The sequence below is a fragment of the Actinoplanes sp. OR16 genome, assembly GCF_004001265.1.
Classification (GTDB): domain Bacteria; phylum Actinomycetota; class Actinomycetes; order Mycobacteriales; family Micromonosporaceae; genus Actinoplanes.
This window is the reverse complement of the sequence record NZ_AP019371.1, coordinates 3763414-3778999: the sequence shown is the minus strand read 5'-3', so window position 1 is coordinate 3778999 and position 15586 is coordinate 3763414. Positions and strand designations below refer to the sequence as shown.

Here is a 15586-nt window from a genome sequence, read left to right as displayed (position 1 = left end):
TCAGTCCGCCGGCAGCAGACTCATCTGGTAGTCGACCCGGTCGTCCTCGACCAGCACGACGGTGGAGACCCCGGAGGTCTGCAGGTTCCGCCACTCCTGCCCGATCCACGACTCCGCGTCGGCCTGGCTGCTGAACGTCTCGGCAGGTCCTTCGACGGGCTTGCCGTCGACGTCCTCGTACCGCCAACTCCACGGCATCTAGCCGCCCCCTCACATGGTCCGTCGGTGGGCTTCCACCCTACGGCGTAACGACGTGCGGACCGGCTCTAAGGTACGGGGCATGTCCGAAGATCGGTGGAACACGGTCCTGGTGCTCGGCGGGATCCGCTCCGGCAAATCCGCGTTCGCCGAATCCCTGGTGGCAGACGCGCCGTCGGTACGGTACGTCGCCACCGCGGTAGGCGGCGAGGACGACCCGGAATGGCTCGCGCGGATCGAGGCACATCAGCGCCGCCGGCCACAGTCCTGGTCGACCGAGGAGACGGGCGCCGACCCGACCCGGCTCACCGCCCTGCTCACCGAGGCCAAACCGGACGAGACGCTGCTCGTCGACGACCTCGGCGGCTGGGTCGCGGCAGTCCTGGATCCGGCGCGTCAGCCCAACGACGACGAGGCCGACGTGGCGGCTCTCGCGGAGGCGGTACGAGGAACCGAAGCCCGTGTGGTGATCGTCAGCCCGGAGGTGGGGCTGTCCCTCGTGCCGGTCACGCCGGTCGGGCGCGCCTTCGTGGACGCGCTCGGTGTGACCAACCAGGCACTGGCCGGCGCGTGCGACGCGGTAGCGCTCGTGGTCGCGGGTCAGGCGACGTGGCTCAAGCGTGAGGAACCGGCCGAGCGGGTCAAGCCGCGCCCGGCGCCGGCCGTCCCGTCGACGGTGGCTCCCCCACCCCCGCCGGTCCCCGCTGTCGTCACGCCAGCGCCGACACTCGTCGCCCCCGCCTCGCCCGCCACGGCGCAATCGCCGCACATCGAGCAAGAAGCCGACGAGCCCACGGTGGCATCGGACCCTGCTTTCTCCGCGGCTCTCAGTGGCGCCACCACCGCCCTCCCCCTGGTCTCCTCGGGGCTCACCGAGATCGTCCCCGGCATGGACCTCCCGCTGCCCAGCAGCGAGGCCGGCCCGGACGCCCGCGAGCGCCTCACCACCGCCGACCTTCCCGGCACCGGTCTGGGCGCGTTCGCCGAGGCGATCGAGTTCGCCGCCGCCACCCAGGACACGGTCACGCCGCGCCCCTGGACGTCGGTACGCCTCGTGCTGATCACCGGCAGCCACGCGGGCGGCGCCGCGACCGGCGCGGACCCGTTCGACATCGAGCGCCGGATCGCCGAGGCGGAGCAAGGCGGCGGCCTGCTCGGCCGGCTCGCCGGTGAGGCCGGCGCGGACATCGCGGTGCTGCGCGCCGGCGACGCCACCGCCATGGAGGACGGCCCGGTCACAGGCGACGACACCGTGTCGGCCGCGCTCCGGCAGGGCTGGCAGCTCGCCGACGCCGCCGCCGACGCGGGCCGGGACGCGATCCTGCTCGCCGGCCTCGGCGCCGGCCTGGAGGCGGTCGCCACCGCGGTGCTCGCCGCCACGACCGGCGCCGAGCCGGTCGCGATGCTGCCCCGGGTGCTGGTTCCGGGCGGCCGCTACGACGACCACGCCTGGATGATCCGCTGTGCGGCGATCCGGGACGCGCTGCACCGCATCCGCCAGGAGCCGCGCGGCGCCACCGACATCCTGCGCGAACTGGGCGGCCCGGACCTGGCCGTGGCGACGGGCGTGCTGCTCGGCGCGGCGGCCCGCCGGATCCCGGTGCTGCTGGACGGCCCGCTCGGCATCGCGGCCGGCCTGGTGGCCCGGGACCTGGCGTCGCAGACCCGGCACTGGTGCCTGCTACCCGAGGCGGGCACGCTCGCCCTGGTCCGGCAGGGCGCGGACGTCCTCGGCCTCACGCCGGTCCTGAACACCGGACTGGACCTGGGCGAGGGCGCGAACGCCCTGGCCGTCCTGCCGGTTCTGCGCACCGCGATCGGCCTGGCGTCGGCGCTGCCGGTGCACCCGGCGATGCTGGCCGAGCAGAGCGTCGCCGACGACGTTGACTGACGGTCTCCGGCTGGCGGTCTCCACCCTGACCGTCCTGCCGGTGCGGGCCGGTCGCTGGGACCGGCCCACCGCCGCCGTGGCGATGTCGCTGGCGCCGCTGGTGGGCGCGATGCTCGGAGTGATCCTCGCGGGCGTCTCCGAGGGTCTGCGGGCCCTCGGGTCGCCCGTCCTGGTGGCGGCCGCGGTGACGGTGGCGGCGGCCGCGCTGCTCACCCGCGGTCTGCATCTGGACGGCCTCGCCGACACTGTGGACGCCCTGGGCTCCTACAAGTCCGGCGCGGACGCCCTGACCATCATGAAGAAGTCGGACATAGGCCCGTTCGGCGTGGCCGCCATCGCCATGACGCTGTTGATCCAGAGTGCCGCGCTGGCCGGAGCCGGCGCGCTCACTGTAATCACCGCCTGGGCGACCGGACGTCTCGCCATAACGATCGCCTGCCGCAAAGGCGTGCACGCCGCCCGGCCCGAAGGACTCGGCGCCCTGGTCGCCTCCACAGTGCCTCTGCCGATCGTGCTGACCGCCGCGGGTCTCGTCGCGGCTCTGGCGGCTGCCGCGACGCCGGGCCGTCCGTGGCAGGGGCCGGTCACCGTCGCTTGCACGAGCTTCGCGGTGGTCTTCCTGGTGCGCCATTGCGTACGGAGGTTCGGCGGCGTCACCGGAGATGTGCTGGGCGCGGCCGTCGAGGTGGCGACCACGCTGGCCCTGATCGGACTGACCCTCAGCGCACCGACGGGTTGACGAACGGCAGCTTCACCAGCGCGGCGTCGACCCGGCGGCCCCGGATGTCGATCTGGACGGTGTCGCCCTCGCGGAGGCCGGCAGCGGTGTCGAGGAGGGCCAGCGCGATGCCGGCCTTCTTCGTCGGCGAGAAGGTGCCGCTGGTGGTCTCGCCGACACGGTTCTCCCCGGCGTACACCTCCATGTGGCCCCGCGGGATCCCGCGCCCGGTGATCTCCAGCCCGTGCAGCCGGCGCCGGGGTCCGGCGGCCTTCTCGGCCAGGAGCGCGTCCCGGCCCCAGAACGCCGGCTTGTCCCAGCCGACCGCCCATCCGGAGCGGGCCTGTACCGGCGAGATGTCCAGGGAGAGCTCCTGGCCGTGCAGCGGGTAGCCCATCTCGGTCCGCAGCGTGTCGCGGGCGCCGAGGCCGCACGGGCGCACCCCGGCCTCGATCAGCGCGTCCCAGACCGCTCCGGCGTCATCGGCCGGGATCACCAGCTCGTAACCGTGCTCGCCGGTGTACCCGGTCCGGCAGACGATCAGCTCGGCGCCGTTGAGGACGGCCGAGTCGAAGGACATGTAGTCGTGCCCGGTCGGCAGCCCCAGCTTCGTCAGCAGCGAAGCCGACTGCGGGCCCTGCACGGCGAGCACGGCGTGGTCGCGGTGCTCGTCGGTGACGGTGATCCCGTCCGGCGCGGCGGCGACCAGGCGGCGGACCACCTCGGCCGTGTTCGCCGCGTTCGGGATGAGGAAGACGTGGTCGTCGCCGTAGAGGTAGGCGATCAGGTCGTCCACCACGCCGCCGGAGGAGTCACAGCAGAGCGTGTACTGCGCCTGGCCGGGACGGATGCGGCCGAGGTCGTTGGTGAGGCAGGAGTTCACGAAGTCCGCGGCGCCGGCACCGCGCACCCGGGCCTTGCCGAGGTGCGAGACGTCGAACACGCCGACGCCCTCCCGGACCGCCGCGTGCTCGCGCAGCACTCCCCCGCCGGCGTACTCCAGGGGCATGTCCCAGCCCCCGAACGAGGCGAACTTCGCCCCCAGCGCGGCGTGGCGTTCGTGCAGCGGAGAGTGGAGAAGCTCGGCAGACATGAGACTCAACTTACCGGTGACCTTGGACCTGGTTAGAGTCGCGGGGACAGCACGTGATTTCCCACCAGCCGGGAGCGCGCCCACCGGTAGCGCACCGGCCCCACGAGTCCCGGAGTGCCCGAGTGACCCAGCCCAGCCTCAGCCTGGTCGACACCGACCCGGCCGAATCGGCGGTCGATGCCATCGTCATCGGCCTGCACAGCCAGCCCGAGGAGGACGGCGCGCTGCTGCCCGCCGCCGGCGCCGAGAGCATCGCCGCGGCGTTCGACGGCAAGCTGACCGCGACGCTGGCTCTGCTCGGCGCGAGTGGCGCGCCCGGTGAGGTGACCAAGCTCGCCACTCTCGGCACGATCTCCGCGCCGCTGCTCGTCGCGGTGGGCCTCGGCAACGAGCCGACCGGCCCCGCCCCGGACCTGGAGACCCTCCGTCGCGGCGCGGGCGCCGCGGTCAGGGCGCTGGCCGGTAGCCGTACCGTCGCCCTCGCTCTTCCCTCCGCCGACGACGCCGACGCCGCGCCGGTGCTGCGTGCCGTCCTGGAGGGCGCGCTGCTCGGCGGTTACCGGTTCGCCGGTTACAAGACCAAGCCGCAGAAGGGCCGCCGGGAGCCGGTCGCCGAACTGCGCCTGCACGTGCCGGACGCCGCCGAGGGGCATGTCCAGGCCGAGGTACGCCGGGCCGAGGTGGTGGCCCGTGCCGTCCGGCTCACCCGTGACTGGGTCAACGAGCCGCCGAACGTGCTGCGCCCGGCCGACTTCGCCGACCGGGTCGCCGCTGCCGCCGAGGGCACCGGCCTGGAGGTCGAGGTGCTCGACTTCGAGCAGCTCAAGGCCGGCGGGTACGGCGGCATCGTCGCTGTCGGACAGGGTTCCGAGGCCCCGCCGCGCCTGGTCAAGCTCAGCTACACCCCGGAGGGCGTGACCGACCCGAAGCGGGTGGCGCTGGTCGGCAAGGGCATCACGTTCGACACCGGTGGCGTCAGCATCAAGCCGGCCGCCGGCATGTGGGAGATGAAGTCCGACATGGCCGGTGCGGCAGCGGTCGGCGCTACCATGCTGGCGATCGCCGCGCTCAAGCCGGGCGTCGCGGTCTCCGGTTACCTGGCGATCGCCGAGAACATGCCGTCCGGTTCGGCGTACCGGCCGGGCGACGTGATCACCATGTTCAACGGCAAGCGGGTCGAGGTGTTCAACACCGACGCCGAGGGCCGGATGGTGCTCGGTGACGCGATGGCCCGCGCCTGCGCCGACGGCACCGACTACCTCTTCGAGGCGTCCACCCTGACCGGTGGGCAGGTCATCTCGCTCGGCAAGCGGATCGCCGGCCTGATGGGATCGGACGAGGCCACCGCGCTGGTCGAGGCGGCCGGTGCCGCGGTCGGCGAGCCGGCCTGGCGGATGCCGCTGCCGGACGACGTCCGCAAGGGCATGGAGTCGGAGATCGCCGACATCTGCCAGACCAACGCCAACCTGGACCGTGCCGGGCACATGCTGCAGGGCGGCGTCTTCCTGCGCGAGTTCGTGGCCGAAGGCGTCGAGTGGGCGCACATCGACATCGCCGGCCCCAGCTACCACACCGGCGAGGCGAACGGTTACTGGACGAAGGGCGGCACCGGCGTTCCGGTCCGGACCTTCCTCCAGCTGGTCGACACGCTCTAACCGCGTTTCTGGCGCTCGTTGTAGTCGCGCATCCGCTGCGGGTAGCCCATCAGCTTGACGTCGTAGATCGGCATCGCGAGCTGGTGGGCGAACCGCCGCGCGACCTCGGGGGACTCGATGCGCCGCCGGGTCCACTCGCCGTCGTGTGCCACAAGCAACAGCGTGGTCTCGGTCACGTTGGTCTGCGGTTCGATGAAAGCCTCAACACCCCGCCGCGAGCGAACGAATTCCGTAAGATGGTCCAGATCGGCCTGGTTCACCCGCCGTCCACCGGGGCCGGTGGACTTCGCACGTCGTCGGAACCAAGCCACTGGACCTCCCTGCTCGCGATCCGTCAAGGGTACGGCGACGCGCCGAGTTCAGGGGCACCTGACTGCATTGACCGGGTCCGCAAGTGACAAGATGTCGGTGACGGGACTGTGACCGTTTCCATTGTGTGACCCACACGGAGACGATGCGACCACTGGAGTCAACGTGAGCCAGCCCAACGGCGGAACCTTCGACATCGTCATTCTCGGCGCCGGCAGCGGTGGGTACGCGGCCGCGTTGCGTGCGGCGGAACTCGACCTCAAGGTGGCCTTGATCGACAAGGCCGAACTGGGCGGGACCTGCCTGCACCGCGGATGTATCCCGACCAAGGCGCTGCTGCACGCCGCCGAGATCGCCGACCAGACCCGCGAGAGCGAGCAGTTCGGCGTCAAGGCCGACCTGGTCGGCATCGACATGGCCGGGGTCAACTCGTACAAGGACGGCGTGGTCGGCCGTCTCTACAAGGGCCTTCAGGGTCTGCTCACCCACAACAAGAACATCACCGTGGTGGCCGGCGAGGGCAAGCTCGTCAGCAAGGACACGGTGGAGGTGAACGGCCAGCGCTACACCGGCCGCAACATCATCCTGGCGACGGGTTCGTACTCGCGCAGCCTGCCCGGCCTGGAGGTCGACGGCCAGCGGGTGATCACCAGCGAGCACGGCCTGAAGCTGGACCGCGTCCCGTCCTCGGCGATCGTGCTGGGCGGCGGCGTGATCGGCGTCGAGTTCGCCAGCGTCTGGAAGTCGTTCGGCGCCGACGTCACGATCATCGAGGCCCTGCCCCGCCTGGTCGCCGCCGAGGACGAGGAGATCTCGAAGCAGGTCGAGCGCGCGTTCCGGAAGCGGAAGATCAACTTCAAGGTCGGCAAGCCGTTCGAGAAGGTCGAGAAGACCGACAACGGCGTGCGGGTCACCATCGCCGGCGGCGAGACCCTCGAAGCCGAGCTGCTGCTGGTCGCCGTCGGCCGCGGCCCGGTCACCGCGAACCTCGGTTACGAGCAGCAGGGCATCACGCTCGACCGCGGCTTCGTGATCGTCAACGAGCGCCTGCACACCGGCGTCGGCAACATCTACGCCGTCGGCGACATCGTCCCCGGCCTGCAGCTCGCGCACCGCGGCTTCCAGCAGGGCATCTTCGTCGCCGAGGAGATCGCCGGCCAGAACCCGGCGGTCATCGACGAGGCCGGCATCCCGCGCGTCACCTACTCCGACCCCGAGGTGGCCTCGATGGGCCTCACCGAGGCGAAGGCCAAGGAGAAGTACGGCGCGGACAAGGTGTCGACGTACAACTACAACCTCGGTGGCAACGGCAAGAGCCAGATCCTCAAGACCGCCGGCTTCGTGAAGCTGGTCCGGGTCAACGAGGGCCCGGTGGTCGGCGTCCACATGGTCGGCGCCCGGATGGGTGAGCTCGTCGGCGAGGCGCAGCTCATCTACAACTGGGAGGCCTTCCCGGAGGAGGTCGCCCAGCTCGTACACGCCCACCCGACGCAGAACGAGGCGCTGGGCGAGGCCTTCCTCGCGCTCGCGGGCAAGCCCCTGCACGCGCACAGCTGATTCCAGCGATTCGATCGTTCTTAAGGAGTTTGGGGAAAAATGCCGGTATCGGTAACCATGCCGCGGCTGGGTGAAAGCGTCACCGAGGGCACCGTCACTCGCTGGCTGAAGCAGGAGGGCGAGCGCGTCGAAGCCGACGAGCCGCTGCTCGAAGTCTCCACCGACAAGGTCGACACCGAGATCCCGTCGCCGGCCGCGGGCGTGCTGTCCCGGATCGTGGTCGGCGAGGACGAGACCGCCGAGGTCGGCAGCGAGCTCGCCGTCATCGCCGGTGACGGCGAGGACGCCGGTTCCGCCGCGCCCGCGCCGGCCCAGCAGCAGGAGCAGGCCGAAGAGCCTGAGCCGGAGCCCGCCGCACTGAACACGCCGTCGACCGAGAAGCCGGTCGAGGAGGAGACGCCCGCGCCGCAGACCGCGTCGGGCAGCTCCGAGGGCACCGAGGTCAAGCTGCCGGCGCTCGGTGAGAGCGTCACCGAGGGCACCGTGACCCGCTGGCTCAAGCAGGTCGGCGAGACCGTCGAGGCCGACGAGCCGCTGCTCGAGGTCTCCACCGACAAGGTCGACACCGAGATTCCGTCGCCGGTCGCCGGCACGGTCCTCGAGATCAAGGTCGGCGAGGACGAGACGGCCGAGGTCGGCGCCGTGCTGGCGGTCATCGGCAGTGGCGCTCCGGCCGCGCCGAAGGCGGAGCCCAAGCCCGAGCCGAAGCAGGAGGCCCCGAAGCAGGAGGCCCCCAAGCAGGAGGCCCCGAAGCAGGAGGCCCCCGCTCCGCAGCCGCGGATCGAGTCGGCCCCGGCGCCGCAGGTGGCCCCGGCCGCCGAGGCGAAGCCGGCCGCTCCGGCTCAGCCGGCCGCTCCGGCCGCCGAGACGGTCAAGTCGAACGGCGCCGGCGACGCCGGTTACGTGACGCCGCTGGTCCGCAAGCTGGCCGCCGAGAAGGGCGTGGACCTGTCCAGCCTGACCGGCACCGGCGTCGGCGGCCGCATCCGCAAGCAGGACGTGCTGGACGCCGCGGAGAAGGCCGCCGCCGCTTCGGTGAAGAGCGCACCGGTGGAGGAGAAGCCCGCTGCGAAGCCGGCCGCCCCGAAGGCGGAGCCGAGCCCGCTGCGTGGCCGCACCGAGAAGCTCACCCGCATCCGGGCCACCATCGCCCGGCGCATGGTCGAGTCGCTGCAGGTGTCGGCGCAGCTCACCACCGTGGTCGAGGTGGACGTCACCAAGATCGCCAACCTGCGGAACAAGGCGAAGGCCGACTTCCAGGCCAAACACGGCGTGAAGCTCACCTTCCTGCCGTTCTTCGCCCTGGCCACGGTCGAGGCGCTGCAGCAGCACCCGGTCGTCAACTCCTCGATCGACGTCGAGGCCGGCACCGTCACCTACCACGGTTCCGAGCACCTCGGCATCGCGGTGGACGCGCCGAAGGGCCTGGTCGTCCCGGTCATCAAGGACGCCGGCGACCTGAACCTGGCCGGTCTGTCCAAGCGGATCGCGGACCTCGCGGACCGTACCCGCAACAACAAGATCGGCCCGGACGAGATCGGTGGCGGCACCTTCACGCTGACCAACACGGGCAGCCGTGGTGCGCTCTTCGACACCCCGATCATCAACCAGCCGCAGGTCGGCATCCTCGGCCTCGGCGCGGTCGTCAAGCGCCCGGTGATCGTCAACGACCCCGAGCTCGGCGAGATCATCGCGCCGCGCTCGATGGTCTACCTGGCGCTCAGCTACGACCACCGGATCGTGGACGGCGCGGACGCGGCCCGCTTCCTCGGGACGCTGAAGGAGCGCCTGGAGGGCGGTCACTTCGAGGCGGACCTCGGCCTCTGATTCGAGCAGTGAGGACGGGGCACGCCGAAAAAGGCGTGCCCCGTTCCGTTTGTCAGCCGGGGATCTCCGGGAAAGAATCGGTACATGCGGATCGTCATGTCCGGCGCCTCCGGCTTCCTCGGCACCCGGCTGGCCGACCGGCTGCGCCAGAGCGGCCACGACGTCACCCGGCTGGTGCGCCGCCCGGCGACCGGCCCCGGCGAGGTCACCTGGGACCCGGCACAGGGCCGGCTCGACGCCGACGCGCTGGCCGGCGCGGACGCCGTGATCAACCTGTCCGGGGCGAACGTCGGCGACCACCGTTGGACGGCCGCTTACAAGCGGGAGCTGCGGGCCAGCCGGATCAACACCACCGAGACCATCGCCCGCACCCTCAAGCAGCTTCCCGAGGCCGACCGTCCGCGCGCTCTGCTCCAGTCCTCGGGCGTCGGGTGGTACGGCGACACCGGCGAGCAGCCGGTCACCGAGGAGGCGTCGGCCGGCACCACGTTCCTCGCCGACCTGTGCCGGGTCTGGGAGGCCGCCGCCCGCCCGGCCGAGGACGCCGGGGTGCGCGTGGTGCTGATGCGCACCGCACCGGCCATCGACGCCTCCGGCTCGCTGATGAAACCGCTGCTGCTGCCGTTCAAGCTGGGCGCCGGCGCGCGGATCGGCGGCGGCCGGCAGTGGATGGCCTGGGTGTCGCTCGCCGACTGGCTGAACGCCGCGGAGTTCCTGCTGGAGCGGGAGGACCTGGCCGGTCCGGTCAACGTGGTCGCCCCCAACCCGGTGCGCAACGCCGACTTCACCCAGGCGCTGGCCCGTGAGCTGAACCGCCCGGCGCTGCTGGCGGTCCCCGGCCCGGTGCTCGACCTGGCGCTCGGCGAGCTGGCCGGGGAGGCGCAGCGCAGCCAGCGGGTCCTTCCGGGGGTGCTGACGAACGCGGGGTTCGCCTGGGCGTACCCGACGATCACCTCGGCTCTGGCGGCGGCGCTGGGCGACGGTCACGCAACGGTTCGCTGAGTTTTCGCCGTGAAGGCGCTGTGCACGCCGGGATGACCGGCCCGCTCTTGCTAACCTGCGCCTGATGTCCGTCGCCGCCCCCGCCCCCGCCGCCTCCGCAGACCCGCCCGCAGATCCCACGGCGTCCTCGCCGCGATCCCGGCCGTGGCGCGCTCACCTCACCGTCGCGTTGATCGCGCTGGTGCTCGCCGTCTACGTGACGAACGGGCTGTGGCGCGACCCGTACCGGCACGGTCTCTCCGACAACATCGGTGACCAGGCCTGGTTCGAGTGGCTGCTGGGATACGGCGTCTACATGCTGAGCAACGGCGCCGACCCGTACTTCACCCACATGATGAACGCGCCGCTCGGCGTGAACCTCGCGGCGAACACGTCCATCACGGTCTACACCGTGCTCTTCGCGCCGCTCACCCACCTGGCCGGCCCTCAGGTCACGTTCGTGACCATCCTCACGCTGAACCTGGCCGGGTCGGCCTTCGCGTGGTACCTCTTCTTCCGCCGCTGGCTCGCGGTGTCGCCGTTCGCCGCCGGTCTGGCCGGGCTGTTCTGCGGGTTCGCCCCCGGCTTCGTCGCGCACGCGAACGGTCACCTGAACTGGTCGGCGGGCTGGGTCGCCCCGTTCGTGCTGTGGCGCGTCATGAAGCTGCGCGAGGAGGGCCGCTGGCTGCGCAACGGCCTGCTGCTCGGCCTCGCGCTGGCGATCGGCTTCTCGGTGGCGCCGGAGGGCCTGTTCTACGTCGCGATCGCCAGCGGGATCTTCATCGGCGTGTGGTCGTGCGCCAAGGCGGTCCGGCACGAGGCCCTCGCCGCGTTCGGCACGGTGGTGAAGGCGCTCGCGGTGGCCGCCGCGGTGGCCGGGGTGCTGCTGGCGTATCCGCTCTACATGCACTTCGGCGGCCCGCAGACGTTCTCCGGCACCGGCTTCAACCAGCGGTTCTTCGTCGAGGACGTGGCCGCTTACCTGTCCTACGCGAGCCGGTCGCTCGGCGCCCTCGTCGGCTTGGGGTCCGATCTGGGGCCGAACCGGACCGAGGAGACGTCCTTTTTCGGCGTACCCCTGATGATCTTGATGGTCGTCGCCTTCGTGATGCTGTGGCGTCGCGCGGATCCGGGACGCCGGGCCACGCTGCGGGCCGTCGGCGTGACCGGGCTCGCCTTCCTGATCCTGTCCTGGGGTCCCCGGCTTAACTTCGCCGGCGGGGAGTTGCCGATCCCGCTGCCCTACGCCGCCCTCGCCCACCTGCCACTCTTCGATGCGGCGCTGCCGCTGCGGTTCGCGCTCGCGGTGGTCGGCGTCTTCGGCATCCTGCTCGCCCTCCTGGTCGACAAGATCCAGACATTCCCCAGGAAGAACCTCCTGATCGCCGCTCTCGCCGTCAGCCTCGTCCCGATCTTCCCGCTCCCGCTCCGCGTCCAGGAGCGCTCACCCGAGCCGGACTTCATCTCCAACGGCACCTGGCAGCAGTACGTGAGCGAGAACGGCGTGCTCAGCGCCCTGCCGTTCGCCCTGAACGTGCACGCGGACGGGCAGCGCTGGCAGGCGTACACGATGGCCCGCGGCGGCGCCCAGTTCCGCATCCCGGACGGCTACTTCCTCGGGCCGATGACGACCGGCGAGGAGGGCAAGAAGCAGATGGGCCGGATCGGCGCGCCGCCGCTGGCCACCGACTGGCTCTTCACCCGCGCCGCGCTCTACGGTTATGTGCCGCGCCTGACGAACGCCGACCGGATCCAGGCCCGCTTCGACTTCCGGTACTGGGGTGTCGAGGCGGTCTTCCTGCCCGACGAGATCACCGGGTCGGACCACAAGATCCTGTTCCGCTCGGCGGTTCTGACCGCCGCGACCGACCTTCTCGGCGAGCCGGAACGGGTCGACGACGTGCTTCTGTGGCGAATCCGCCCCGGGGTGGACCCGGTCGACAGGTGAGTAGTCTCAAGGCTGTGACTACTGATGTGCTGACCGTCCTCCGCCCCGGCCTGGTCGACTACGTCGAGGCGTGGGAGGAGCAGAAACGCGTCCACGAGGCGGTCGCCGACGGTTCCCGGCCGGACACGATCCTGCTGCTGGAGCACCCGAGCGTCTTCACCGCAGGCAAGCGCACCGAGCCCGCCGACCGGCCGTTCGACGGCACCCCCGTCGTCGACGTCGACCGCGGCGGCAAGATCACTTGGCACGGCCCGGGTCAGATCGTCGGCTACCCGATCATCAAGCTGCCCGATCCCGTCGACGTGGTCGCCTACGTCCGCCGCGTCGAGCAGATGCTGATCGACGTCTGCGCCGAGTTCGGGGTGACCGCCGAGCGCGTCGACGGCCGCAGCGGCGCCTGGATCAAAGCCACCGACGGCGGCCTCGACCGCAAGATCGCGCAGATCGGCATCCGGGTGGCCCGCGGCGTGACGCTGCACGGCTTCGCCCTCAACTGCGACTGCGACCTGTCCAACTTCAACCGCTTCATCCCCTGCGGCATCCGCGACGCCGGCGTGACCTCGCTGAGCGCCGAGGTCGGCCGCCCGATCCCGGTCGCCGAGGTCATGCCGGTGGTCGAGCGACACCTGAAGACGCTCTTCTGATGGCGATCTACCGCGACTCCCGCGACAAGCGCGTCTTCGTTCCGACCCGGAGCGGTGGGGTGGTGCTCAATTTCGGTCACCCCATCGCCTGGGCCATCCTCGTCTGCACCACGATCGTCCCGTTCGCGATCGTCGCTGCGGTCACGATTGCGGTCTTTCTCTGATTTCGGTACGGGCGGAAGCTCCGCCCGTACCGAACCTCGCTATGGCGCGATGCGTTGCAGGTCCCGCGGGAAAGCGGTCACCTCACGGACGTTCGCAGCCCCCACCATGCGGGCCACCAGCCGCTCCAGGCCGATCGCCCAGCCGCCGTGCGGTGGCATGCCGTAGCGGAATCCGTCGAGGTACCCGGCGTACGGCTCGAGCGGCTCGCCCTTGATCCGCAGCACCTCCACATAGTCCTCGTAGCGGTGCAGCCGCTGCCCGCCCGTGACGATCTCCAGGCCCTTGAACAGCAGGTCGAAACCGTTCGAGTGGGCCGGGTCGGCGGACGGGTGGGTGTAGAACGGCCGCTTCCGCATCGGGTAACCGGTCACGTAGACGAACTCCGAGCCGTGCTCCCGCAGCGCCCACTCGCCGAGGGCCCGCTCGTGCGCCGGCGCCAGGTCGGGCTCGTCCTCGGGCGCGCCGGCGATCTTCAGCGCCTCGGTGAAGTGCACCGCCGGGATCTCGGCCGGCACCTCCGGCGGCACGAAGCCGGTCCGGGCGGTGACCTCGGCGAACATGGTTCCCAACGTCGTGGTCAACGCTGTCATCACGTCGCGGTGGTCCTTGATGAAGCCCATCTCGGCGTCGAGCGAGGTGTACTGCGCGAGGTGCCGCGCGGTGTCGCTCGGCTCGGCCCGGAACACCGGACCCACCTCGAAGACCCGCTCGAAGACGCCGACCATGAGCTGTTTGAAGAACTGCGGCGACTGCGCCAGGTAGCCCGGCCGCCCGAAGTAGTCGAGCTGGAACACGTTCGCCCCGGACTCGGTCGCCGACCCCACGATCTTCGGCGTCTGGATCTCGACGAACCGCTGCGCTTCCAGGGTCTTCCGGAACCCGGCCGTCACGGCGGCGGCGATCCTCAGGTTGGCCGCCCGGGTGGGATGCCGCAGAGCGAGCGCCGCGTGGTCCAGTTGAGCGGGCAGTCCGACGGTGAGGACCGGCCGATGCAGTTCGAACGGCAGTGGTTCGGTCAGCCGACTCAGGATCTCGATGACCGGCTCGGTCAGCTCGACCCCGCCCGGCGCCTGCTCGTTCTCGGTCACCGTGGCGGTGATCTCGACGACGGAGCCTTCCCCGATCCTGGGCGACTCGCGCATCACGACCTGGCTGAAGCCGTCAGCGTCCCGGATGATCAGGAACGTCACTTTCTTCAGCTCGCGGACACGATGGACCCAGCCGGCGATCCGGACTTCTTCGCCTACGTGCTCTGCCAATTGGGCGGAGAGGATGCGTTGCATGGCGATGTGACCTCCTCTGGTGCTGCAACGCGGCCCCAGGGAGGTGCGGGCGAGCGGGATCCTCGCGGTACCACCGCACCTTCACGCCCGCTTCCGCGGGCGCCTCTTGTCGTGCTCGGCTCCGGGGCGTCACTCCCATCACTGCCGTGACGGGAAGGTTAACGGGACGCTTCCGGACGTGCATCCGCTTTTTGGCGGCGCTCACCTTTCGCTTTGCCGCGCTCACCTTTCGCTTCGCCGCGCTCACCTTTCGCTTTGCCGCGCTCACCTCTTGCTTTGCCGCGCTTACCGTGACAGCCGTCACATGAACCGCCACGTGAGCCTCGTCGCCCACGCGATACGACCGGCTCATGCGGGCGTAACCTCGGGGCTGTGACTATTGCTCCCGAGGGCCGCCGCATGCTGCGCATCGAGGCGCGCAACGCCGAAACTCCCATCGAGCGGAAGCCGCCGTGGATCAAAGTCAAGGCGAAGATGGGCCCTGAATACACGCAGATGCGCGGGCTCGTCCAGAAAGAGGGCCTGCACACGGTCTGCCAGGAGGCCGGCTGTCCCAACATCTACGAGTGCTGGGAAGACCGCGAAGCCACCTTCCTCATCGGTGGCGACCAGTGCACCCGTCGCTGCGACTTCTGCCAGATCGACACCGGCAAGCCCGCCGAGTTCGACGCCGACGAGCCCCGCCGTGTGGGCGAGTCCGTCGCCACGATGGGCCTGCGCTACGCCACGGTCACCGGCGTCGCCCGGGACGACCTGCCCGACGGAGGCGCCTGGCTCTACGCGGAGACCGTCCGCCAGATCCACAAGCTTCAGCCGGGCTGCGGCGTCGAGCTGCTGATCCCCGACTTCAACGCCGACCCGGTCCAGCTGGCCGAGGTCTTCGGCGCCACTCCCGAGGTCCTGGCGCACAACGTCGAGACCGTCCCGCGCATCTTCAAGCGGATCCGTCCCGGCTTCCGCTACGAGCGCTCCCTCGACGTGATCACCCAGGCCCGCGCGGCCGGCCTGGTCACGAAGAGCAACCTGATCCTGGGCATGGGCGAGGAGCGCTCCGAGATCTCCGCCGCCCTCCGCGACCTGCACGCCGCGGGCTGCGAGCTCATCACGATCACGCAGTACCTCCGCCCCACCCCGCGGCACCACCCGGTCGAGCGCTGGGTGAAGCCCGAGGAGTTCGTCGAGCTCCGCGAGGAGGCCGAGCAGATCGGCTTCGCCGGCGTCATGTCCGGCCCGCTGGTCCGCTCCTCCTACCGCGCCGGCCGCCTTTACAAGCAGGCCCTGGAGGCCCGGGGCGCCTGAGCCCCTCCCCCTGCACGA

The 15586-nt window shown here is 71.0% G+C and carries 14 protein-coding genes; 10 read left to right on the top strand and 4 right to left on the bottom strand.

All coding sequences use genetic code 11. From position 1 onward, the window contains the following. Entirely contained in the window at positions 1-198 is a 198-nt protein-coding gene (locus EP757_RS17550) for a hypothetical protein (RefSeq protein ID WP_127547398.1), read from the bottom strand. An 82-nt stretch (positions 199-280) separates the two neighbouring features. Between EP757_RS17550 and EP757_RS17545 the strand changes: the two genes are divergently transcribed. After that, entirely contained in the window at positions 281-2089 is a 1809-nt protein-coding gene (locus tag EP757_RS17545; protein ID WP_127547396.1) for a bifunctional adenosylcobinamide kinase/adenosylcobinamide-phosphate guanylyltransferase, read from the top strand. Continuing rightward, complete coding sequence (locus EP757_RS17540; protein ID WP_127547394.1) at positions 2082-2828, top strand: adenosylcobinamide-GDP ribazoletransferase; 747 nt, start codon at positions 2082-2084, stop codon at positions 2826-2828. The genes EP757_RS17545 and EP757_RS17540 overlap by 8 nt, the downstream gene beginning before the upstream one ends. Here EP757_RS17540 and gcvT read toward each other — a convergent pair. Continuing rightward, entirely contained in the window at positions 2809-3900 is a 1092-nt protein-coding gene (gcvT, locus tag EP757_RS17535) for a glycine cleavage system aminomethyltransferase GcvT (protein ID WP_127547392.1), read from the bottom strand. The genes EP757_RS17540 and gcvT overlap by 20 nt on opposite strands. A gap of 122 nt (positions 3901-4022) precedes the next feature. Between gcvT and EP757_RS17530 the strand changes: the two genes are divergently transcribed. Beyond that, on the top strand, positions 4023-5555 hold the full coding sequence (locus EP757_RS17530; RefSeq protein WP_127547390.1) for a leucyl aminopeptidase: 1533 nt from the start codon (positions 4023-4025) through the stop codon (positions 5553-5555). On the opposite strand, the gene EP757_RS17525 is transcribed toward EP757_RS17530, so the two are convergent. Then, a complete protein-coding gene (locus EP757_RS17525; protein ID WP_127547388.1) occupies positions 5552-5866 on the bottom strand; it encodes a hypothetical protein in 315 nt (104 codons plus the stop codon). The genes EP757_RS17530 and EP757_RS17525 overlap by 4 nt on opposite strands. A 163-nt stretch (positions 5867-6029) precedes the next feature. On the opposite strand from EP757_RS17525, the gene lpdA reads away from it, so the two are divergent. From lpdA to EP757_RS17495, 6 genes are all read left to right on the top strand, one after another. Beyond that, the gene (gene lpdA / locus EP757_RS17520; RefSeq protein WP_127547386.1) at positions 6030-7421 is read left to right on the top strand and encodes a dihydrolipoyl dehydrogenase; all 1392 of its coding nucleotides are present in this window, start codon (positions 6030-6032) and stop codon (positions 7419-7421) included. A 39-nt stretch (positions 7422-7460) separates the two neighbouring features. Further along, positions 7461-9248: a 2-oxoglutarate dehydrogenase, E2 component, dihydrolipoamide succinyltransferase gene (gene sucB / locus EP757_RS17515; RefSeq protein WP_127547384.1), complete on the top strand. Its 1788-nt coding sequence runs from the start codon at positions 7461-7463 to the stop codon at positions 9246-9248. Positions 9249-9332: 84 nt separating this feature from the next. Beyond that, positions 9333-10250, top strand: a complete 918-nt coding sequence (locus tag EP757_RS17510; RefSeq protein ID WP_127547382.1) for a TIGR01777 family oxidoreductase — start codon at positions 9333-9335, stop codon at positions 10248-10250. Positions 10251-10314: 64 nt separating this feature from the next. Next, a complete protein-coding gene (locus EP757_RS17505) occupies positions 10315-12177 on the top strand; it encodes a DUF2079 domain-containing protein (RefSeq protein WP_127547380.1) in 1863 nt (620 codons plus the stop codon). Positions 12178-12191: 14 nt separating this feature from the next. After that, positions 12192-12821: a lipoyl(octanoyl) transferase LipB gene (lipB, locus tag EP757_RS17500; RefSeq protein ID WP_127547378.1), complete on the top strand. Its 630-nt coding sequence runs from the start codon at positions 12192-12194 to the stop codon at positions 12819-12821. Then, a complete protein-coding gene (locus tag EP757_RS17495; RefSeq protein ID WP_127547376.1) occupies positions 12821-12985 on the top strand; it encodes a peptide ABC transporter substrate-binding protein in 165 nt (54 codons plus the stop codon). Before lipB ends, EP757_RS17495 begins: the two co-directional genes overlap by 1 nt. Positions 12986-13024: 39 nt before the next feature. Here EP757_RS17495 and aspS read toward each other — a convergent pair whose 3' ends face one another. Beyond that, positions 13025-14269: an aspartate--tRNA(Asn) ligase gene (gene aspS / locus EP757_RS17490; protein ID WP_127547375.1), complete on the bottom strand. Its 1245-nt coding sequence runs from the start codon at positions 14267-14269 to the stop codon at positions 13025-13027. A 399-nt stretch (positions 14270-14668) separates the two neighbouring features. Here aspS and lipA point away from each other — a divergent pair, with 399 nt between their 5' ends. Continuing rightward, complete coding sequence (lipA, locus tag EP757_RS17480) at positions 14669-15568, top strand: lipoyl synthase (RefSeq protein ID WP_127554291.1); 900 nt, start codon at positions 14669-14671, stop codon at positions 15566-15568. Positions 15569-15586 lie beyond the last annotated feature (18 nt).

Excerpts from the sequence above, each read along its gene's own strand:
- EP757_RS17550 (WP_127547398.1), bottom strand. The coding sequence starts at position 198 with ATGCCGTGGAGTTGGCGGTACGAGGACGTCGACGGCAAGCCCGTCGAA.
- EP757_RS17545 (WP_127547396.1), top strand. The coding sequence starts at position 281 with ATGTCCGAAGATCGGTGGAACACGGTCCTGGTGCTCGGCGGGATCCGC.
- gcvT (WP_127547392.1), bottom strand. The coding sequence starts at position 3,900 with ATGTCTGCCGAGCTTCTCCACTCTCCGCTGCACGAACGCCACGCCGCG.
- sucB (WP_127547384.1), top strand. The coding sequence starts at position 7,461 with ATGCCGGTATCGGTAACCATGCCGCGGCTGGGTGAAAGCGTCACCGAG.
- EP757_RS17510 (WP_127547382.1), top strand. The coding sequence starts at position 9,333 with ATGCGGATCGTCATGTCCGGCGCCTCCGGCTTCCTCGGCACCCGGCTG.
- EP757_RS17505 (WP_127547380.1), top strand. The coding sequence starts at position 10,315 with ATGTCCGTCGCCGCCCCCGCCCCCGCCGCCTCCGCAGACCCGCCCGCA.
- EP757_RS17495 (WP_127547376.1), top strand. The coding sequence starts at position 12,821 with ATGGCGATCTACCGCGACTCCCGCGACAAGCGCGTCTTCGTTCCGACC.
- aspS (WP_127547375.1), bottom strand. The coding sequence starts at position 14,269 with ATGCAACGCATCCTCTCCGCCCAATTGGCAGAGCACGTAGGCGAAGAA.
- lipA (WP_127554291.1), top strand. The coding sequence starts at position 14,669 with ATGCTGCGCATCGAGGCGCGCAACGCCGAAACTCCCATCGAGCGGAAG.